General features: G+C 70.2%; 18 protein-coding genes. 9 read left to right on the forward strand and 9 right to left on the reverse strand.

What is annotated here, in order from left to right; genetic code table 11:
* The first annotated feature begins 209 nt into the window (after positions 1-209).
* On the forward strand, positions 210-2,192 hold the full coding sequence (locus ISU10_RS11510; protein WP_194696544.1) for a thioredoxin domain-containing protein: 1,983 nt from the start codon (positions 210-212) through the stop codon (positions 2,190-2,192).
* 55 nt (positions 2,193-2,247) lie between these two features.
* On the opposite strand, the gene ISU10_RS11515 is transcribed toward ISU10_RS11510, so the two are convergent.
* The 5 genes from ISU10_RS11515 to trhA form a co-directional block, all read right to left on the reverse strand.
* The gene (locus tag ISU10_RS11515) at positions 2,248-2,973 is read right to left on the reverse strand and encodes a hypothetical protein (RefSeq protein ID WP_194696545.1); all 726 of its coding nucleotides are present in this window, start codon (positions 2,971-2,973) and stop codon (positions 2,248-2,250) included.
* Between the two features lie 189 nt (positions 2,974-3,162).
* A complete protein-coding gene (locus tag ISU10_RS11520; protein ID WP_194696546.1) occupies positions 3,163-3,321 on the reverse strand; it encodes a hypothetical protein in 159 nt (52 codons plus the stop codon).
* 10 nt (positions 3,322-3,331) lie between these two features.
* Complete coding sequence (locus tag ISU10_RS11525) at positions 3,332-4,123, reverse strand: alpha/beta fold hydrolase (RefSeq protein ID WP_194696547.1); 792 nt, start codon at positions 4,121-4,123, stop codon at positions 3,332-3,334.
* Positions 4,124-4,197: 74 nt separating this feature from the next.
* Positions 4,198-4,557 carry a hypothetical protein gene (locus ISU10_RS11530; protein ID WP_194696548.1) on the reverse strand — a complete coding sequence of 120 codons (360 nt, stop codon included), beginning with the start codon at positions 4,555-4,557 and terminating at the stop codon, positions 4,198-4,200.
* Between the two features lie 68 nt (positions 4,558-4,625).
* A complete protein-coding gene (gene trhA / locus ISU10_RS11535) occupies positions 4,626-5,360 on the reverse strand; it encodes a PAQR family membrane homeostasis protein TrhA (RefSeq protein ID WP_194696549.1) in 735 nt (244 codons plus the stop codon).
* A gap of 24 nt (positions 5,361-5,384) precedes the next feature.
* Here trhA and ISU10_RS11540 point away from each other — a divergent pair, with 24 nt between their 5' ends.
* From ISU10_RS11540 to ISU10_RS11555, 4 genes are all read left to right on the forward strand, one after another.
* A complete protein-coding gene (locus ISU10_RS11540; RefSeq protein ID WP_194696550.1) occupies positions 5,385-6,161 on the forward strand; it encodes an isoprenyl transferase in 777 nt (258 codons plus the stop codon).
* 467 nt (positions 6,162-6,628) lie between these two features.
* A complete protein-coding gene (gene phoH2, locus ISU10_RS11545) occupies positions 6,629-7,954 on the forward strand; it encodes an RNA 5'-3' helicase PhoH2 (protein ID WP_194696551.1) in 1,326 nt (441 codons plus the stop codon).
* Between the two features lie 248 nt (positions 7,955-8,202).
* Positions 8,203-8,919: an aggregation-promoting factor C-terminal-like domain-containing protein gene (locus tag ISU10_RS11550; RefSeq protein ID WP_370865197.1), complete on the forward strand. Its 717-nt coding sequence runs from the start codon at positions 8,203-8,205 to the stop codon at positions 8,917-8,919.
* Between the two features lie 146 nt (positions 8,920-9,065).
* A complete protein-coding gene (locus ISU10_RS11555; protein WP_194696552.1) occupies positions 9,066-10,400 on the forward strand; it encodes a hypothetical protein in 1,335 nt (444 codons plus the stop codon).
* A gap of 224 nt (positions 10,401-10,624) precedes the next feature.
* On the opposite strand, the gene ISU10_RS11560 is transcribed toward ISU10_RS11555, so the two are convergent.
* The 3 genes from ISU10_RS11560 to ISU10_RS11570 are packed head-to-tail and all read right to left on the reverse strand — an operon-like array spanning position 10,625 to position 13,369.
* Positions 10,625-11,329, reverse strand: coding sequence for a class I SAM-dependent methyltransferase (locus ISU10_RS11560; RefSeq protein WP_194696553.1), 705 nt, complete (start codon positions 11,327-11,329; stop codon positions 10,625-10,627).
* A gap of 7 nt (positions 11,330-11,336) precedes the next feature.
* A complete protein-coding gene (locus ISU10_RS11565; protein WP_194696554.1) occupies positions 11,337-12,710 on the reverse strand; it encodes a class II fumarate hydratase in 1,374 nt (457 codons plus the stop codon).
* Positions 12,707-13,369, reverse strand: coding sequence for a spermidine synthase (locus ISU10_RS11570; protein WP_194696555.1), 663 nt, complete (start codon positions 13,367-13,369; stop codon positions 12,707-12,709). The genes ISU10_RS11565 and ISU10_RS11570 overlap by 4 nt, the downstream gene beginning before the upstream one ends.
* Positions 13,370-13,483: 114 nt before the next feature.
* Here ISU10_RS11570 and ISU10_RS11575 point away from each other — a divergent pair, with 114 nt between their 5' ends.
* The 4 genes from ISU10_RS11575 (at position 13,484) to ISU10_RS11590 (ending at position 18,030) form a co-directional block, all read left to right on the forward strand.
* Positions 13,484-14,194: a hypothetical protein gene (locus ISU10_RS11575; RefSeq protein WP_194696556.1), complete on the forward strand. Its 711-nt coding sequence runs from the start codon at positions 13,484-13,486 to the stop codon at positions 14,192-14,194.
* 23 nt (positions 14,195-14,217) lie between these two features.
* Complete coding sequence (locus tag ISU10_RS11580; RefSeq protein ID WP_194696557.1) at positions 14,218-16,305, forward strand: sensor histidine kinase; 2,088 nt, start codon at positions 14,218-14,220, stop codon at positions 16,303-16,305.
* On the forward strand, positions 16,298-16,990 hold the full coding sequence (locus tag ISU10_RS11585) for a response regulator transcription factor (RefSeq protein WP_194696558.1): 693 nt from the start codon (positions 16,298-16,300) through the stop codon (positions 16,988-16,990). The genes ISU10_RS11580 and ISU10_RS11585 overlap by 8 nt, the downstream gene beginning before the upstream one ends.
* A 131-nt stretch (positions 16,991-17,121) precedes the next feature.
* Positions 17,122-18,030, forward strand: a complete 909-nt coding sequence (locus ISU10_RS11590; RefSeq protein ID WP_194696559.1) for a putative endonuclease domain-containing protein — start codon at positions 17,122-17,124, stop codon at positions 18,028-18,030.
* 74 nt (positions 18,031-18,104) lie between these two features.
* Here ISU10_RS11590 and ISU10_RS11595 read toward each other — a convergent pair whose 3' ends face one another.
* Positions 18,105-19,805, reverse strand: a complete 1,701-nt coding sequence (locus tag ISU10_RS11595) for a fumarate hydratase (protein WP_194696560.1) — start codon at positions 19,803-19,805, stop codon at positions 18,105-18,107.
* Positions 19,806-19,819 lie beyond the last annotated feature (14 nt).

Genomic DNA, 19,819 nt, shown 5'->3' on the forward strand with positions numbered 1-19,819 from the left:
GCGCGTCGAGCCGCACGCGCCACGGTCGCGCGCTGCCGCCCAGGGTTCGCGGCTCTTCCCTGCGCGAGCGGCGTGGGCTCCTTCCGAGCGGCCAAGGGGGTCCCTCCTAGGCTGGACGGGTGTGAGTCGCGTCAGGCTCTCGAGAATCTGCCTTCGTGTATCACTGGTGAGGAAGTGATGCACGTGCCACTCGTCAGGAGTAGTGGGAAATGTTCAACCGCCTCGCCTCGGCGACGAGTCCCTACCTGCTGCAGCACGCCGACAACCCGGTCGACTGGTGGGAGTGGGGGAGCGAGGCGTTCGAGGAGGCCAGAGGACGCGGCGTACCCGTCCTGCTGAGCGTCGGCTACTCCGCCTGCCACTGGTGTCACGTGATGGCCCACGAGTCGTTCGAGGACTACCAGACCGCGGCCTACCTCAACGAGCACTTCGTCAGCGTCAAGGTCGACCGCGAGGAGCGGCCCGACGTCGACGCGATCTACATGCAGGCAACGACCGCGATGACCGGACACGGGGGCTGGCCGATGACGGTCGTGCTCGACCACGACGGCAACCCGTTCTTCGCGGGGACCTACTTCCCCGACCGGGCGCGCGGTGGCATGCCGGCGTTCGCGCAGGTGCTGGAGGCCGTTGTCACCGCGTGGGAGCAGCGACCGGACGACGTACGCCAGGTCGCCGAGGACCTGCGCGACCACCTGCGCGGAACCGTGGCCGCGACGTCCGCACCGATCGACGACGGCGTGCTGGCGGGTGCGGTGTCGCGGCTGGGGTCGGACTTCGACGCGTCGTACGCCGGCTTCGGAGGGGCACCGAAGTTCCCTCCGTCGATGGTGCTGGAGCAACTGCTGCGCCACGCCTGGCGGACCGGCTCGCAGGCGGCTGCGGCCATGGTCGAGGCGACGTGTGAGGCGATGGCGCGCGGCGGGCTCTACGACCAGCTCGGCGGCGGGTTCGCGCGCTACTCCGTCGACCGCGGGTGGGTGGTGCCGCACTTCGAGAAGATGCTGTACGACAACGCCTTGCTGCTCGGTGTCTACGCGCGGTGGGGTACTGCGCTGGGGCTGCGCGTGGCCTCCGAGACGGCCGACTTCCTGGTGCGTGAGCTGGGCACGGCACAGGGGGCGTTCGCCGCGGCGCTCGATGCCGACTCCGAGGGCGAGGAGGGTCGCTTCTATGTGTGGACGCCCGCGCAGCTCGCGGAGGTACTGGGCCAGGAGGATGGTGACTGGGCAGCGGCGCTGCTCTCGGTGACCGCGGCAGGCACCTTCGAGCACGGGTCCTCGACCCTCCGGCTGCACCACGACCCTGATGACCTCACCAGATGGAACGACGTACGCCGGCGCCTGATGGCGGCGCGCGACCTGCGCGTGCGGCCGGCCCGAGACGACAAGGTCGTGGCCGCCTGGAACGGGCTGGCCATCTCCTCGCTCGTCGATGCCGGACGGCTGCTGGGACGCGAGGACCTCGTCTCGGCGGCGCTGCGAGCCGGCGAGGTCCTGGCCCGGCTGCACCTGCGCGATGACGGATCGCTGTTGCGCGTCTCGCGCGATGGCGTCGCCGGTCGGCACCGAGGAGTGCTGGAGGACCACGGTTGCGTGGCCGGAGCCTTCCTTGCGCTCGCAGGCGCCACCGGCGAGCTGACCTGGCTCGACCGCGCGCGGAGCGTGCTGGACCATGCGCTCGAGAGGTTCCGTGCCGACGACGGCGGGTTCTTCGACACCGCATCCGATGCCGAGGTGCTCATCACCCGCCCGCGTGACCCGTCGGACAACGCCAGCCCCTCGGGTCTCTCAGCGATGGTGCACGCCCTGGTCGCTGCGGCATCGATGACCGGGGAGGGCCGCTACCTCCAGGCCGCCGAGGAGGCGCTGGGCACGGCCGCGTCGCTGGCGATGCAGGCGCCCAGGTTCGCAGGCTGGTCGCTCGCGGCCGCGGAGGCGCTGGCCGCCGGACCGCTGGAGGTCGCGATCGTCGGCGCTGCGGGCGCCGCGCGCGACGAGCTCGAACGCACAGCCCGCCGCGCACCCGGCGTCACCGTCGTGGTGGCCGAAGCAGGCGACACCGGCATCCCGCTCCTGCAGGCCCGCCTCCCCGTCGACGGCGCCCCCGCGGCGTACGTCTGCCGCCACATGGTCTGCGACCGCCCGGTCACCACCCCTGTCGAGCTGGGGGCACTGCTCGCCGCGCGGTAGTCCCGTGCTGTGGGGTCGTCGTCGCCCCCTTGAGGGATGGCCGAGGTCGGGCGCGTCACGGGGTGGTGTGAGAGACCACCCAGAACCTCTCGCTGCCACCGGCGACGTCCTTCTCCAACACGATGCCGCGGCCGCGCGCATAGAACTTCTGGGAGATCACACCGGGTTCGAGACGGCTCCACTCGAAGGTCCGCACGATGCCGACGTACTTCCCGCCGGGCGTCTTCACAGATGGCAGCCGCTGCACGACCCAGGCCTGGTCCTCGGCCTCGCCCTTGGCGTACTCCATGTACGCCGCCTGCGACGGCCGCGGGTCCGCGGGCATGATGATGCCGGCCACGGCGCCGTCGATCCCGGCCTCCCAGGATCCCTCGCGGTCCTCGAGTCGGCCCTGTTCGTCGTAGGTCGCGGTGTCCTCGCCGAAGTACCAGACGTTGCCGTCCTGGTCGGCGGCGTACCAGTCGTCGGTCTTCTCAGCGAGCGTGCCGTCGGGCCGGCGTACGACGTCGTGGACGACCGTCGTGGTGACGCCCGCGACGACCCGGGTGCGGGTCGTGACGACGACCTTCTCCTTGAAGTGCTCGCCCTCGTCGGTGCCGCGCAGCCGCGTGAGCAGACCCGGTGTCAGGGGGAAGTACGGGTTGTCCGTCGGGTGCTTGAACAGCTGCGGGTCCGGGTTGCCCGAGGGCGGGCCGGCCAGGGGCGCGGCGGCGCTGGTCGTGAGCAGGGTGCCGACGGCGGCGGCTGAGGCGGTCAGCACGGCGATGGTGCGAGTGGTCATGGCGCCAACAGTCCTCAGGTCCGCTGAAGCCAGCCTGAACGCCCGAACGCCACCCTGTCGACGTCTAGCGCCTGTCTCGAAACCCGGTGAGCGACTCAGTCACCTGGTTTCGAGACGGTTGCTGCGCAACCTCCTCAACCAACAACACCCCCCCGCTGGTTGAGGAAGGCGCGCGCTAGCCTTGCGGTGTCACCGGATCGCGAAGACGACCGCCAGTCCGATGACGACCATCGCGCCGACCACCATCAGGGTCCAGGACGTGAACCGGTAGCGGCAGTAACGGCACGTGGTCGCGAAGGCCGAGACCATCTCGCCGCACTCGGGGCAGCGCTTGACGATGCGCGGCACGGCCGGAGACCTACTCCGAGACCCAGTCGAGCACCGCGGCGGCGAAGTCGTCGGGCCTCTCCATCGAGGGCAGGTGGGCGACGTCGCCCCACACGATCGCGCGCGCTCCGCGCACGTTGGCGAGCACGTGGTCGGCCGCCAGCCGGATGCTGTCGATGTCGAGATCGCCCACGACCACCAACGTGGGCGCGCTGATCTCGTCGAGGCGCTCATGAGCCTCGGGGTCGAGCTCGTCGTCGGCCTCCCACACCTCGTCTGGCCAGTCGAGGGTGAGGTCGAAGTTGCGGCGCTGCATGGTGCGTACGGCGTCGCGCACCGCGGCCGGCACGACATCGGGTCCGCGATGGGGTCCGTCGACCCAGGCCGCGACGTTGGCCTCCACGGCGGCGTCGATGTCGCCGGCCTCCATGGCCGCCCCCTCGAGCTCCCAGGCGGCAGCCAGCTCGTCGGTCCTCTCAGTGAGCAGTGCTCCTCCGGGGGCCGCGAGCAGCAGTGAGGCGACGAGCTCCGGCCTCTCCAGGGCGAGCTCGGCGGCCACGCCCGCGCCGAACGAGCAGCCGACCAGGTGCGCCCGCCGCAGTCCGAGGTGGTCGACCACCTCGAGTACGTCGGCCCGCCCCGACCAGGGCCCGTCGGGTCGCGCCGTCGACTCGCCGTACCCGCGCAGGTCGACGCGGATGACGTCGTGGCCGGCCGTCAACGCCGGCCAGATCGGGTCCCACATCCGGCGGTCGCAGATGCCGGCGTGGAGCAGGAGGATCGGGGTCGCGCCGGTCGGCCCGGAGCGTTCATGAGCGAGCATTGCTGCCAGCCAACCGCCCGCCGGCCCTCGAGGGCAATGCGTTTACGCCAGGCACGCGGAGTTGCCCGAGCTGGTCAGAGCCCGAGCTGCGTCAGGAGGCGGGAGGCGAAGGCGTCGCGGGGGAGGTCGCTGGTCAACAGACCGAGGCCGGTGTGGAAGGCGACCGCGACCAGGCTCACCGCGGCGATGCCGACAGCGATGCGCTGCCAGGCCCGAGGGCCGCGGTCGCGGGTGGTGATGACGCGGCCGTGGGCGCGTTCGAGCCAGCGCACGAAGACGGTGGAGACCAGCGTGCTCACGATGCTGGCCACCACGGCACCGATGACGGTGCCGACCAGGCCGAGCCTGGTGCTGAGCACGGTCGCGGTCGCGGCTGCGACGGCTCCGGCGATGACGGCGGGATAGGTCAGGGAAGGGCGGTTCTCATCAGACATGTCGTAGAGGGGACGAACCAGCGTCTGGTCGGGTTGCCATCCGGCGACGTGACGCCGGACACGCTGGCTCAGCGGAGGGCGTAGGTCGCCATCGAGACGCCGACGTAGTGCGTCACGAACGCCAGGATCGTGAAGGTGTGGAACACCTCGTGGAACCCGAACCACTGCGGCCACGGGTTGGGCCGCTTGAAGCCGTAGACGACGCCGCCCATCGTGTAGAGAGCCCCGCCGGCGATCACCAGCACGAGCACGGCGGTGCCGATGCCGACGCCCAGCCGGTCACGCGATCCCTCGGCGAACCCGGGAATGAAGAACACCGCCGCCCAGCCCATGGCGATGTAGATCGGTAGGTAGAGCCACCGCGGCGAGTCGACCCAGAACACCTTGAACAGCACGCCCATCGCGGCCACCGACCAGATCGAGACCAGCAGGATGGTGCGTTGTGCTCCCTCGAGGAGGAGCAGACTGAACGGCGTGTAGGTGCCGGCGATGAGCAAGAAGATGTTGGCGTGGTCGAAGCGCTTCAGGTAGGCGTGTGCGCGCGGAGACCAGCGTCCGCGGTGGTAGATCGCCGAGACGGTGAAGACCAGCAGCGCGGACACTACGTAGATCGAGGAGCCGATGCGCGTCGATGCGGTCGGCGAGAGGGCGATGAGCACGATGCCCGCAGCCAGCGTGAGCGGTGCGGAGCCGAGGTGGAGCCAGCCGCGCAGCCGGGGCTTGATCTCCGCAACCGTCTCGCCGACCACCTGTCCCACGGACTGGGCGATCGACTCGCGCGCAGAGCGAGCGGCATCGTTCATCTCGTTGAAGTTAGCATCGGCACCGTGGGTGAGTGGAAGGAACACATCAGACGCCTCCTGTACCCCGCATACGAGGCACGCATGCTTCGCACCCTGCAGAAGGACCGGCTTCCCCAGCACATCGGCGTGATGCTCGACGGAAACCGGCGCTGGGCCAAGTCGGTCGGCGGTGACTCCGCTCACGGCTACCGCGCCGGCGCCGCCAACATCGAGCCCTTGCTGGAGTGGTGCGAGGAGGTCGGCGTCGAGGTGGTCACGTTGTGGCTGCTGTCGACCGACAACCTCAACCGGCCACCTGACCAGCTCGTCGGCCTGCTCGGCATCATCGAGGGAGCCGTCAGCTCGCTGGCCGACCAGGGCCGCTGGCGGGTGCATCCGGTCGGGGCGCTCGACGTGCTCCCGACGGCCACCGCCCAGGTGCTCAAGGATGCCGAGGACCGCACCAGCGACGTCGACGGCATGATCGTCAACGTCGCCGTCGGCTACGGCGGTCGTCGCGAGATCGCCGACGCGGTGCGGTCCCTGCTCCACGAGCACGCCGAGCGCGGGACCAGCCTCGAGGAGCTGGCCGAGGTCATCGACGTCGAGCACATCGCCGAGCACCTCTACACCAAGGGTCAGCCCGACCCGGACCTGGTCATCCGCACGTCCGGAGAGCAGCGCCTGGGTGGCTTCTTGCTGTGGCAGTCGGCGCAGAGCGAGTTCTACTTCTGCGAGGCCTACTGGCCCGACTTCCGGCGCGTCGACTTCCTGCGTGCCATCCGCGCCTACACCATGCGCGAGCGCCGCTACGGCAGTTGAGTCGAGTGCTGCAGCCGACCCACTCGATGCCGTCGCGAGCCGACGTGCGGGTCGCGGTCCAGGTATAGCCCAGCTCGGGCGTCTCCACGCTGGTAGTGGACACCGGACGCGAAGTGTTCACCGCGGATTCGGGCGTGTTGCCGCGAAGGGCAGGAAAGGCGTCGTACTTTCGAGACATCGGTGGGTGGGGAAGCCCGCCGAACCTGGGAGGCAAGTTCGTGACCTATCGCGACCGTGCGGGGGAATCGGCCCATCGGGCGCTCCCTGTGCGCGGGAGCCGGCACTCCGGCTCACCCCCACCTTCCCGGTCCGACCGCGTGATCTGACGACAGGACCGGGGCAGGGGTGCCCGCGCCGGTCAAGAGAGGTGCCCAGTGGTTCGACCAGCGGCCCCATCAGTGGCCCCAACGGTGGCTCGGTCTCAGGCTCAGACCCGCGCGAATTCCTCGAAGGCCCGGACGTCCTCGATGGCGGCGACGAACCGGACGTTCGTTCTCGACACCAGCGTGCTCCTCGCCGATCCCGGCGCTCTCAAGCGGTTCGCCGAGCACGAGGTCGTGCTCCCGGTCGTGGTCATCACCGAGCTCGAGGGCAAGCGGCATCATCCTGAGCTGGGCTTCTTCGCCCGCACCGCGTTGCGGATGCTCGACGAGCTGCGGATCACCCATGGCCGCCTCGACGAACCCGTGCCGGTCAACTCGATCGGCGGCAGCAGCGGCACCCTCAGCGGCACTCTCAGGGTCGAGCTCAACCACACCGACCCGGCCGCGCTGCCGTCGGGCTTCCGGCTGGGCGACAACGACACGCGGATCCTCGCCGTCGCGCGCAACCTCTCCGACGAGGGACACGCGGTCACGCTGGTCTCCAAGGACCTGCCCCTCCGGATCAAGGCCTCGGCTGTCGGCCTCGACGCCGAGGACTACCGCGGCGACACCATCAGCGACTCCGACCCGGGCTACTCCGGCCTGGCGGAGCTCGACGTCACTGCGGCGGACCTCGACGAGCTGTACGACGACGGGTCCATCGACCTGCCCGCCGCACGCGACCTGCCGTGCCACTGCGGCCTGGTGCTGCTCTCCGACCGCGGCACGGCCCTGGGTCGCGTGGGACCCGACAAGCAGGTCCGCCTGGTGCGCGGCGACCGCGAGGCCTTCGGGATCCACGGGCGCTCGGCCGAGCAGCGCGTGGCGCTGGAGATGCTGCTCGATCCCGAGGTCGGCATCGTCTCGCTCGGTGGGCGCGCGGGCACCGGCAAGTCCGCCCTGGCGCTGTGCGCCGGGCTGGAGGCGGTGCTGGAGCGCCGTCACCACAAGAAGGTCGTGGTCTTCCGACCGCTGTTCGCGGTCGGCGGCCAAGAGCTCGGGTACCTCCCGGGCTCGGAGAGCGAGAAGATGTCGCCCTGGGCCCAGGCGGTCTTCGACACCTTGGGCGCGATCACCTCGCGCGAGGTCATCGACGAGGTGCTCGACCGCGGCATGCTCGAGGTGCTCCCCCTGACCCACATCCGCGGCCGTTCGCTGCACGACGCCTTCGTGATCGTCGACGAGGCGCAGTCGCTGGAGCGCAACGTGCTGCTGACGGTGCTCTCCCGGATCGGTGCCGGCTCGAAGGTCGTGCTCACCCACGACGTCGCCCAGCGCGACAACCTCCGCGTCGGACGGCACGACGGCATCGTCGCGGTGGTGGAGAAGCTCAAGGGCCACCCGCTGTTCGCCCACGTCACCTTGACCCGGTCAGAGCGTTCGCCGATCGCCGCCCTGGTCACCGAGATGCTGGAGAACGTGACGCTCTAGGACAACTACCGGGGCTGCAGAGACCCCTGTGACGAATGTGGCGAATTGTTACGTTCCTCCTGGGGGTTTCTGGACCGATATTTTGCCCAGGCACCGCCCGACGCGGCAGGGTGACGTTCATCGTTTCGTGACCTGGCGGCTCGGTGCCCCGGATCGGAACACCCCTGCTCCATGTTCCAGCTCCATGTATCGGCTTGATCGATTCAGCAGCACCCCCTGTCCTGACGTCGACCCAGAACCTTTCCCCTGTGAGCTCATCGCATCGCGCCTCCCGCGCCCAGGCACGTGACCTGCGCGGCGAGCAGACGGCTGCCCGCAAGCCGGGTGGCGCGCACAGCCGCAAGCACGCGGCGGCGCGCTCGACGGCAGGTCGCACGGCAGTGCGCACGGCAACGGTGACAAGTGGCCTGGCCTCGGTTGCGACGGCGGTGGCCGTCGGTGGCGGGATGCTCTCGGCCGGCACCCCGGTCATGGACGCCGCAGGCGAGCTGGCCGCAGCCGCCGCCGGTCCGTCGATCCCCACGCTGTCGGCCGACGACCTGGCCGCTCGAGCCAGGGTCCCGGTCTCACGCACCGACCGCCGCGACAACGTCGACGCCGACAAGGCCCAGGCCCTCGCTCAGACGGCGAGCCAGGCGGTCACCGGCAAGGAGAGCCTCTCCCAGGAAGACCCCCGCACCATCGCTCGGGCCCTGCTGGCGGAGTTCGGCTTCTCGGCCGACCAGTTCGGCTGCCTCGACTCCCTGTGGACGAGCGAGAGCGGCTGGCGGGTCACCGCAGACAACCCGCACTCCTCGGCGTACGGCATCCCGCAGGCACTGCCCGGCTCGAAGATGGCCTCGTTCGGCGCCGACTGGGCGACCAACCCGGTGACCCAGATCCGCTGGGGTCTCGACTACATCAACGACCGCTACGGGAGCCCGTGCTCGGCATGGAGCTTCAAGCGCGGTCGTGGCTGGTACTGACATTTGTACGGGCTTGTCGTGCGTGGTACTGACCACTAGACAGGAATCGGCGGTTTAACCTTCCTGGGCCTTGACCGTCCACCACTCTGGCCGGACTGGCCACGGGGGCTTTCCTCTGTGGCACACCACGGGGAGGAAGCAACAAAGTGGGCACACACAAGCCACGGCGATTCACGGCGGTCACGGCCGCCATCGCCGCCATCGCCATGACCGGCGCCACCTTGGCGGTCGGCCTCGGGTTCGGTCCGGCCGAAGCCAAGCCGCCGCCCAAGCCCGGTCCCGTCACCGGTCTGCAGATGACCCTGACCAAGCCGGCCGACAACTTCCTGGTCGAGGCGACCTGGAACGCGGCCACCAACGCCACGACGTACGACGTCGCGCTGAGCGACGCCACGACCGGTGCACCGCTCGCCGGCAACTCCGTGGCCATCACCTCCTGGTCGACCTTGGTGAACCTGACGGGAGTCACCACCGTGCGCCTGACCGTCACGCCGAAGAACCAGCGCCCGGGCACTCCCACGTCGATCACCCAGGACGTCCCCGACATCAACGCGCCCTTCGGCACCTACACCGTGTCCTGGGTCGACCTCACCGGCACGATCACCCAGACCTCGCTCAACGACGACGGCCCGATCGGGGAGGTCACCCGCACCGTCGACTGGGGTGACGCCACGACCCCTGAGGCCTGGACCACAGGCGACACGATCGACCACCTCTACGCCGCCGAGGGCCTCTACCGGCCGACGGTCACCTTGGAAGACGGTGTCGGCAACACGCGTGTCGTGGTCCTCGACCCGATCGTGCCCGGCGACGTGACTGCGCCCACGGGAACGTTCACGACCGCGCCTTCGACTGCCTGGCAGCAGCTGACCATCGTCAACGTCATCCAGACCGCGCTCAGCGACGACTTCAGCGCCGCGGCCGACGTCGACCGCTGGATCAGCTGGGGTGATGGCGGTGAACCGCAGGCGTGGGCCCAAACCATCAGTCTGGCCCACGTGTACGCCACGGCTGGCACCTACACACCCCAGGTGATCTTGAAGGACGAGGCCGGCAACACCGGCGCGGTCGACGCCCAGCCCGTCACGGTCAAGGCAGACATCGTCGCCCCCGTCGTGAGGATCACCCTGCCCAACAGGGCCGTCCGCGCAGACGTCTCGGCGTGGAGACAGGTGCACGGCAAGGCCACCGACACCAACGGCACCGGCGTCGACACCGTCTCGGTGCGTGCTATCGAGAAGCGCGGCACGGCCTGGTACTTCTACAAGTCCACGACCAAGACCTGGGTCAAGGCCGGGACCAGGGGCAGGGCCTGGCAGCGCTCCAAGCCGGTCGTCGTGCACCCGGCCGCCACGGGTGCCTGGGCCGCCCGGCTGGCGGGACTGAAGAAGGGCACGCTCCTGGTCCGCGCAAGCGCCACGGACCTGGCCGGCAACACGTGTCGGGCGATCACGCAGAAGGCGGTCCTCACCGCCTGGTAGACCCCCGCCAGCCGGCCTCGCGCGTGATGCGTCACGAAGGGGGCCGGCCCAGCGGGCCGCAGCCGCTGAACCGCCACGCTCCCGGGGTGGTTCAGCGGCTGTGTCTACTTGCTCGGCTCCGCCTCGCTGTCGCGTCGCTATGACCCCTGGTCTTCCTCCTCGACTCCCTCGCTGGCGCTCGGTCGCTCGTCGTGCAGACCAGGGGACGCTCGCGCACCGGCTGGTCAGCGCGCGAGGAAGACCGTGGCTTGGCCGTCGTACTGGCGGGGCTCGTCGAACGGCGGCACTCGCCACGTGACGTCCTCGCCGGAGGACTGGAGGTAGGCCTGGGCGACCGAGCTGTCGGCGAAGACCGCCCGGGGCTGCAGGTCCACCCGGGTCACCTCGTCGAAGTGCTCGCGCAGCTGCTGCTCGCCGTTCTGCGTGCTGAACCGCGAGACCACCGGGGCGCCGCCGGCCTCGACTCGCAGGTCGGCGAGGTGGGCGTCGCCGTTGGTGGCCGCGACGAACAGACCGCCGGGCCGGAGCACCCGGCGTACTTCGCCGAGTGCCCGCGCGACGTCGGGCACGTGGTAGAGCATCCAGAGGGCAGCGACCACGTCGAAGGCCTCGTCGCCGAAGGGCAGCTCCTGCACGTCGCCCTCGCGGGCGTCGATCCCTCGTGCTCGGGTCAGCTCCACGAAGCGCGTGGACTGGTCGATGGCGGTCAGGCGTACGCCGGGGAGTGCGACCGCCACGCGAGCGGCGAACCCGCCGGTGCCGGGACCGACCTCGAGCACCCGCAGCGGTCGCTCGTCGACGATCGCGTCGAGGGCGACCGTTGTCGGGTCGCGTCCGTCGGCCGTCGGATGCCAGACCGAGCGCCGGGTCTCCAGGTTGTCCTCGGTGAGGTACTGCTGACGCACGTGCGCCGGGTCGTCGATGATCACGGCCTGCTCACCTTCCGGTCATGCTCTCCACGTCGAGCGCCTCGTCCAGCTGTGCCTCGGAGATCTCGCCGCGTTCGACGTACCCGAGAGCGACGACCGTATCCCGGATGGTGCGACCCTCCGAAAGGGCCTGCTTGGCGATCTTGGCGGCGGCCTCGTACCCGACGTACTTGTTGAGCGGGGTGACCACGGACGGTGATGACTCGGCGTAGCGGCGCATCCGTTCGCGGTCGGCGGTGATGCCGTCGACGCACTGCGCCAGCAGTCGGCTGGCGTTGGCGAGCAGACGCTCGCTCTCGAGGACGTTGCGCGCGATGACCGGCAGCATCACGTTGAGCTCGAAGCTGCCGGACGACCCGGCGAAGGCGATCGTCGCGTCGTTGCCGATCACCTGGGCGCACACCATCAAGGTGGCCTCAGGGATCACCGGGTTGACCTTGCCGGGCATGATGCTCGACCCCGGCTGGAGATCGGCGAGGTGGATCTCGGCCAGCCCGGTCGTCGGGCCGCTGGCCATCCAGCGCAGGTCGTTGCAGATCTTGACCAGCCCCACCGCGTAGGTGCGCAACGCGCCGCTCAGCTCCACGATGGCGTCGCGTCCGCCCTGCGCCTCGAAGTGGTTGCGCGCCTCGACGAACCGCTCGCCTGTGGCCTCGTTGAGGTGCGCGATGGTCTGCTCGGCAAACCCGGGCGGCGTGTTGATGCCGGTGCCGACAGCGGTGCCGCCCAGTGGCAGCTCGCGCACGTGCGGCAGTGCGGTCTCGACCCGCTCGCGACTCCGGTCGACCACGGCCGCGTAGCCGCCGAGCTCCTGGCCGAGGGTCACCGGGGTCGCATCCATCAGGTGCGTGCGGCCGGACTTCACGGCATCGGCGTACTCGTCGCTCTTGGCGACCAGAGCGGCGTGCAACGCCGCCATGCCCGCGAGCAGGTCGCGGGTGCCGAGCACGGCCGCGACGTGGATCGCCGACGGGAAGGTGTCGTTGGACGATTGGGCCGCATTGACGTGGTCGTTGGGGTGGACCTCGACGCCCGCTCGTTGGGCCAAGGTCGCGATGACCTCGTTGGCGTTCATGTTGGTGCTGGTGCCCGACCCGGTCTGGAAGACGTCGATGGGGAAGTGGTCGTCGTGCCGACCCTCGGCCACCTCGCCCGCGGCCTGCTGGATCGCGTCGGCCTGCTCGGCGGTGAGGGTGCCGAGCGCGGCGTTGGTGCGGGCGGCGGCGCCCTTGATCAGGGCCAGGGCATGGATGAGTGAGGGTTCGAGGGGCTGGCCGCTGATCGGGAAGTTCTCGACGGCCCTTTGGGTCTGGGCCTGCCACAGGGCCTCTTCGGGGACGCGCACCTCGCCCATGGAGTCGTGCTCGACGCGGTAGCTCATGAGGTCGAACGTACCCGCGCGAGATAGAGCCAGTACTGCTCGTCGCGACCCTGCAGGTCGACGTCGTAGGCCGCCTCCTCCGCTTCCCCGAACACCTCGGCCATGGTGCGACCCAGGCTCGCGTCGCGGGCGGCTGACCACACCACGCAGAGACCGTCGTCTCGCAGGGCGCGCCTGGTCACGGCGAGGAGGTCGGGCCCGTAGAGGGCTGCGTTGGCGTCGTGCACGAGGTAGCCCGGACCGTTGTCGACGTCGAGCAGCACCACGTCGTACGTCGCCTCACCGGCGTCGGCGAGCAGCTCGCGCACGTCGCCGACCGACACCTCCACCCGCGGGTCGGCCAGCAGTGCGGGACCGTGTGGCACCGTGCCGTCGCGCAGCCACCCGACGAGCGCGGGCTCGATCTCGGCGACGACGACCCGGCGTACGCGCAGGTCGGCCAACACCTCGGCCAGTGTGAAGCCCAGCCCGAGGCCGCCCACCAGGACGACGGCGGGGTCGTCGTGGCGGGCGAGCGCCTCGGTGGCCAGCGCGCGCTCGCTCGTCGTCTCGGCGGTGTCCATCACGAAGACACCGTTGGCACGTAGCTCGAGGATGCCGTGCTGCCGGCGCCGCAGCACCAGCTCCCCGCGCTCCGACTGCGCCCGCGCCAGCTCCATGAGGCGATCCAACCCGAGGTGTGCCGGTTTGTCCCTGGGCAGCGGGACATCCGGCCCGGCACCGTTCTCGACGTCGCCCTCACCGGGCGGTCCACCGAGACAGAAGGAACCGAGATGACAACCCACGTCACCACCCGCAACCCCGTCCGGTCCGACGTGCCCGTGAGCGGCACGCCGGCCGGTCCCGCCCGTCGTACGTCCTCCAGATGGGCGCTGGCAGGCGTCGCAGCCGGCGTCCTGGGCTTCGGCACCATGGTGTCCTCCAGCCTGATCAACGCGGTCTACGACAAGTCGATCGTCAAGGACGAGGACGCCATCCTCGCCAAGGTTGCCGACCAGTCGGTCCAGATCGTCGCCTTCCAGGTCGTGGCAAGCCTCGCCGCCCTGGCCCTGGTCGTGTTCGCCGCTGGCCTGCACCGTCGGCTGGCCGCGCGTCTCGATGACAGCATCGTGCCAATGGTCGCCTCCGCCGGCCTGGTCGGCACTGCCGTCGTCACGGTGCTCGGCACGGGTCTGAACACCGAGTTCGCGATCGGCATCGAGGACCATGTGCTCGCCAGCAACGCGGCCATGTTCAACCACTGGACCGGCACCATCCCGTGGTGCTGGCTGCTGGCGGGGCTCTCGGCCCTCGCGGTCTTCTCCGCGTGGCGGCAGGGCGCCGTGCCGCGGTGGATGGGCATCACCTCGCTGGTGCTGGGCGGCCTGACGGTCGTCTCCGGCGTCGCGCCGGTGCAGTACATGGCGATCCTGCCCGGCGCACTGTGGGTGCTGGTGCTGTCGGTCGGCTTCCTGGTCGGCGACAAGGCCTACCGGGCTTCGTGAGCTGCGACAGGCAGGATGTGCGAGTGACTCAGGGCGGGTACGACGTGCGCGAGCGGATCGTCGTACCCGCCCTCTTCCCCGTGGTGACCGTGTTGCTGCTGGCGATCACGGCCGCCCTCGACGTTGCCACCCCGGCGTCCGGCCCGGGTGTCGAGTTGGCATCCGGCCCGGGGTGGCCCTTCGCCGGGCTCGGGGTCGTGTTCGGCGTCTGCGCAGGCGTCGTGCTCGCCCTCGTCCGCGGCTCGGATCCCCGCCGCTTCGGTTGGCTGCTCGGTGGGCTCGGGGTCGTCTGGGGCCTCGACGCACTGGCGCAGTCGTGGGTCCGCTACGGCATCCGGCCCGACGAGGCGTTGCCCGGCGCGGGCACTGCCTTGTGGTTCCTCAACAGGTTCGGGGCGTTCTTGCCGATGACGGTGGCCGCGCTGCTGCTGGTCTTCCCGACGGGGCGGTTCCTCGTCGGACGCTGGGGCACCGCCGGGCGCGCGGCGCTCGGCGTGATGGCAGCGTCCGGACTGCTCGTCATCGTGGCGCCAGCCAACGGCCTCATCGCCGAGGTGGACGTGCCCGCTGGGCTCGACCTCGACGCCGGCGCCCTGCCGTTGCCGGCTGGCCTCGCCGATGCGGTGCTGCCCATCGCCAACACCCTGACGCTGGTAGGCGTCCTGGTCGCGATGGCCTCGGCCGTGGTGCGTCACCGGAGAGCGGTCGGCGCGGAGCGCGACCGGACCCGCTGGCTCCTGTGGTCGGTCGAGGTCGGCGCTGTCGCGCTGGCCTTCTCGCTGTTCTCCGACCTCGGGTTCATCAACGACGTGGTGCTCTTCGTCGTGGTCGTCCTTCCGGGCGTCGCGGTGACGATCGGCATCGTGCGGCCCGGACTCGTGCCGGTGGAGGACCTGCTCAACGCGACGCTGGTCTTCGCTGTGCTGTCGGTGTCGCTCGTCGCCGTCGACCTGCTGGTCGTCGCCGGCCTCAGTGCCGTGCTCGGAGACAACCTCGACGAACGGCAGGTCGTGGTGGTCGTGCTGCTGCTGACGGCGGTGCTCTACGGGCCACTGCGACAGCGCCTCTCGGCCACGGTCCGTCGCGTGCTGCTCGGCCAGCGCGAGGCGCCGTACGACGTCGTGGCCGGGTTGGCCTCGACGCTGGAGCGCTCGGATGAGGCGGGCGAGCAGCTCGCGGCGGTGACCGATGCCGTGGCCACCGCGTTCAGGATCGGGTTCGTGCGTCTCGAGGTCGACCGGCCTTCGGGTGAGCGCCTGGTCGCCGTCCACGGCAACGAGCCCGCAGAGGTGCGCACGCTCCCCATCACCTACCGCGAGCGGGAGGTGGGCCGTGTCGTGCTGCCCGTGCGCGGGTTGCGCAGCCGGCTGAGCGGTCGCGACGAGCAGTTGCTGGCCGATCTGGTCCGTCAGGCCGCCAGCGCCGTGCGCACCGGGCAGCTCGCCGAGGAGCTGCAGGAGAGCCGTGAGCGGCTGGTGGTCGCCCGTGAGGAGGAGCGGCGGCGGATCCGCCGCGACCTGCACGACGGCCTGGGACCCTCACTCAGCGGCATCGTCTACCAGCTGGAGTCCGCACGGCTCCTGGTCGGGAAGGACCCCGCAGGAGCCGAGTGCACCATCGCGTCCCTGAGCTCGCACGTGCAGGAGGTCGTCGCCGACGTACGCCGGCTCGTGCACGACCTGCGCCCCCCGGCGCTCGACGACCGCGGTCTGGTCGGCGCGCTGGCACAGCAGGCGGAGTCGATCACCGCGTCCGGAGGACCCGCCGTGTCGGTGTCGGCCTCCACCGTGGCCGGTCTGCCCGCGGCCGTCGAGGTCGCGGCCTACCGGATCGTGTCGGAGGCGCTGACCAACGTGGCCCGCCACGCTTCGGCTACCCGAGCCACCGTCCGGCTCGCCGTCGGTGACGGCGAGCTGCTGGTGGAGGTGTCCGACGACGGGGCGGGCATCGCACCCGAAGCGCAGGTCGGCGTCGGGCTCGTCTCGTTGCGCGAACGTGCGGACGAGCTGGGTGGGCGTAGCGAGGTGACCTGCCCTCCGACCGGCGGAACGTACGTGCGAGCCTGGCTGCCCCTGTCCTCGGCGTCCTCGGAGGTGAGCATCGATGGGTGACATCCGGGTCGTGGTCGTCGACGACCACGCGATCGTGCGGGAAGGCCTGGTGGCACTGCTCGGGGCGCTGGACGGGATCACCGTGGTCGGGTCCGCAGCCGACGGCCGGTCTGCTCTGCACCTCGTGGCGGACACAACGCCCGACGTCGTGATCATGGACATCCAGATGCCCGAGCTCGATGGCATCGAGGCCACGCGGTTCGTCACCGGGCGGCACCCCGCCACCCGCGTGGTGATGCTCACCATGAACGACGACGACGAGACCGTCCTGGCCGCTGTCAGGGCCGGGGCCTCGGGCTACCTGCTGAAGGGTTCGGGGGCCGACGAGGTGCTCAACGCGGTCCGGGCCGCGGCCGCCGGCGGCATGGTCTTCGGGGCGTCGCTGGCCGCTCGCGTGGCGACGTACTTCGCCTCCGCCCGGCCGGCCGGCCAGCGCGATGCCCAGTCCGATGCCCAGTCCGATGCCCAGTCCGACGTTCCGCCCTTCCCCGACCTGACCGACCGCGAGCGCGAGGTACTCGACCTCCTGGCCTCCGGCGCCTCCAACGACTCCATCGCGCGAGCGACGTACGTCTCCGACAAGACCGTCCGCAACACCATCAGCTCCATCTACGCCAAGCTGCACGCCTCCGGTCGCGGCGATGCCATCGTCAAGGCCCGCGAGGCCGGGTTCGGCAAGGGCTGACCCTGGGTTTCGGGGCGGACGTCATACGTTCTGGTCGCTATAGCGACCACTTCGTATGACGTCCTGGCGGTCATCCACAGGACTGCGTGCGCGGCAAGCGAGCGGACCCTTGATCGGGCCATTCTCTGCCGGTGCCTTCACCCCACGATCCGGTCCGTGAGGTCGCGCAGGCGCAAGGCGGTGTCATCTCGCGCATCCAGCTGTACGCCGTCGGGGTCACCAGGGCCGAGGTACGCGCCAACGTCCGCGCTGGTCGTTGGCGACGGGTCGGCTCGCAATCCGTCTCGATGACGACAGGCTCCTTGACGCGGACCCAACAGCTGTGGGCGGCCGTCTTCGAGGCGGGGCCACGAGCCTTCCTCGACGGTGCCGCCGCCCTCGAGGTCGCTGGACTCCAGCGGTACCAGACAGACCGGATCCGGGTGTCGGTTCCGCGAGGCGCTCGCGTACGTCGGGCCCGCGGCCTCGACATCCGGCAGACGCGCCGCTGGCACGCGGACGACGTGGTGGGATCCGGCTTGCCGCGCGCCCGGCCAGAGGTCGCCGCCGTCCGCGCGGCCCTGTGGGCGCAGTCGGACCGGCAGGCCGCACTGGTGTTGACCATGGCCGTACAGCAGGAGATCGCCAGTGTGGAGGCGATCGCCCTCGAGCTCTTGCGCATCTTGCGGGACAAGCGCCGCATCCTGGTCCAGCAGGTCGTGCTCGACCTCATGGGTGGCGTGAGGTCGCTCGGTGAGCTGGACTTCGCGCGGGAGTGCCGGCGGCGTGGGATCCCCGAGCCCACGAGGCAGGTCGTCCGCCGCGGGCGTCACGGCCGGTACTACCTCGACGTCTACTGGGACGAATGGGGTGTGGTCGTCGAGATCGACGGGATCCACCACTCGTGGGCCGAACAGATCGTCGGGGACGCCCTCCGACACAACCACGTGACGCTCGGACACGACATCGTGCTCCGCCTGCCCCTGCTCGGTCTCCGGGTCGCCGCCGACGAGTTCTTCGAGCAGATCTGCGAGGCACTGCGCTCTCGCGGGTGGGCGTGATCCGGCGGGACGTCATACGAAGTGGTCGCTATAGCGACCAGAACGTATGACGTCAGCCGCAGCCAGGCGAGGCCTCACCCGTCGGAGCGGACGCGGATCCCGGACAGCGGCACGGTGACGGTGCCGGCGGGGTCGGTGAAGAAGTCGTTGCCCTTGTCGTCGACGACGATGAACGCCGGGAAGTCCTCGACCTCGATCTTCCAGACGGCCTCCATCCCGAGCTCGGGGTACTCCAGCACCTCGACCGAGCGGATGCAGTCCTGCGCCAGCCGCGCGGCGGGGCCGCCGATGGAGCCGAGGTAGAACCCGCCGTACGACTCGCAGGCCGCTGTCACGACCTTCGAGCGGTTGCCCTTGGCGAGCATCACCTTCGAGCCACCGGCGGCCTGGAACTGCTCGACGTAGGAGTCCATCCGCCCGGCTGTCGTCGGGCCGAACGATCCCGACGCCATGCCGGTCGGCGTCTTGGCGGGGCCGGCGTAGTAGACGGCGTGGTCACGGAGGTACGCCGGCATCTCCTCGCCCGCGTCGAGCCGCTCCTTGATCTTGGCGTGCGCGATGTCGCGCGCGACGACCAGCGGGCCGGTCAGCGAGAGCCGGGTCTTCACGGGGTGCCGAGAGAGCTCGGCCAGGATGTCGGACATCGGGCGGCGAAGGTCGATGTTCACCACCGACCCGCCGGCGATGTCCTCAGCCACTCCAGCAGAAGGCATGTACTGCGCCGGGTCGGTCTCGAGCTGCTCCAGGTACACGCCGGAGGACGTGATCTTCCCCAGCGCCTGCCGGTCGGCCGAGCACGACACCGCCAGCGCGACCGGGCACGACGCACCGTGGCGCGGCAACCGGATCACGCGTACGTCGTGGCAGAAGTACTTCCCGCCGAACTGCGCGCCGATACCGAAACTTTGAGTGAGCTTGAAGACTTCCTCCTCGAGCTCCAAGTCCCGGAACCCGTGTGCCGACAGGGATCCCGAGGTCGGCAGGTTGTCGAGGTAGTGGGCCGATGCGTACTTCGCGGTCTTCAGTGCGTACTCCGCCGACGTGCCGCCGATGACGACGGCCAGGTGGTACGGCGGGCAGGCAGCCGTGCCGAGCGATCGGATCTTCTCGTCGAGGAAGGCCAGCATCCGTTGTGGGTTCAGCACCGCCTTCGTCTCCTGGTAGAGGAACGACTTGTTGGCCGAGCCGCCACCCTTCGCCATGAACAGGAACTTGTACTCCGGACCGTGCCCGGCCTCCTGACCAGCATCGGCCGGCGTCGAGTAGAGCTCGATCTGGGCGGGGAGGTTGGTCCCCGTGTTCTTCTCCTCCCACATCGTCAGAGGTGCGAGCTGGGAGTAGCGGAGGTTGAGCTTGGTGTAGGCGTCGTAGACCCCGAGCGAGATCGCCTCGGCGTCGTCGGCGCCGGTCAGCACCCCCTCCGACTTCTTGCCCATCACGATCGCCGTGCCGGTGTCCTGGCACATCGGCAGGACGCCACCCGCGGAGATGTTGACGTTCTTCAGCAGGTCGAGGGCGACGAACCGGTCGTTGCCCGAGGCCTCGGGGTCGTCGATGATCCGCCGCAGCTGCGCGAGGTGTGCGGGCCGCAGGTAGTGCGAGATGTCGTGCATCGCCTCGGCCGTGAGCGCCCGGATCGCCGACGGCGCCACCTCGAGGAAGGTCCGCCCGTTCGCCTCGAACGTCGAGACACCCTCGGTCGTGACCAGCCTGTACGGCGTCTCGTCGGGGCCGAGCGGGAGCAGGTCGGAGTACTGGAAGTCGGGTTCAGCCACGGACGAACGCTAGT

Origin of the sequence: Nocardioides agariphilus, from assembly GCF_015352445.1 — a bacterium.
Lineage (GTDB): Bacteria > Actinomycetota > Actinomycetes > Propionibacteriales > Nocardioidaceae > Nocardioides > Nocardioides agariphilus.

Excerpts from the sequence above, each read along its gene's own strand:
- ISU10_RS11575 (WP_194696556.1), top strand. The coding sequence starts at position 13,484 with ATGACAACCCACGTCACCACCCGCAACCCCGTCCGGTCCGACGTGCCC.
- trhA (WP_194696549.1), bottom strand. The coding sequence starts at position 5,360 with ATGAACGATGCCGCTCGCTCTGCGCGCGAGTCGATCGCCCAGTCCGTG.
- phoH2 (WP_194696551.1), top strand. The coding sequence starts at position 6,629 with ATGGCGGCGACGAACCGGACGTTCGTTCTCGACACCAGCGTGCTCCTC.
- ISU10_RS11530 (WP_194696548.1), bottom strand. The coding sequence starts at position 4,557 with ATGTCTGATGAGAACCGCCCTTCCCTGACCTATCCCGCCGTCATCGCC.
- ISU10_RS11565 (WP_194696554.1), bottom strand. The coding sequence starts at position 12,710 with ATGAGCTACCGCGTCGAGCACGACTCCATGGGCGAGGTGCGCGTCCCC.
- ISU10_RS11515 (WP_194696545.1), bottom strand. The coding sequence starts at position 2,973 with ATGACCACTCGCACCATCGCCGTGCTGACCGCCTCAGCCGCCGCCGTC.
- ISU10_RS11510 (WP_194696544.1), top strand. The coding sequence starts at position 210 with ATGTTCAACCGCCTCGCCTCGGCGACGAGTCCCTACCTGCTGCAGCAC.
- ISU10_RS11585 (WP_194696558.1), top strand. The coding sequence starts at position 16,298 with ATGGGTGACATCCGGGTCGTGGTCGTCGACGACCACGCGATCGTGCGG.
- ISU10_RS11525 (WP_194696547.1), bottom strand. The coding sequence starts at position 4,123 with ATGCTCGCTCATGAACGCTCCGGGCCGACCGGCGCGACCCCGATCCTC.
- ISU10_RS11570 (WP_194696555.1), bottom strand. The coding sequence starts at position 13,369 with ATGGAGCTGGCGCGGGCGCAGTCGGAGCGCGGGGAGCTGGTGCTGCGG.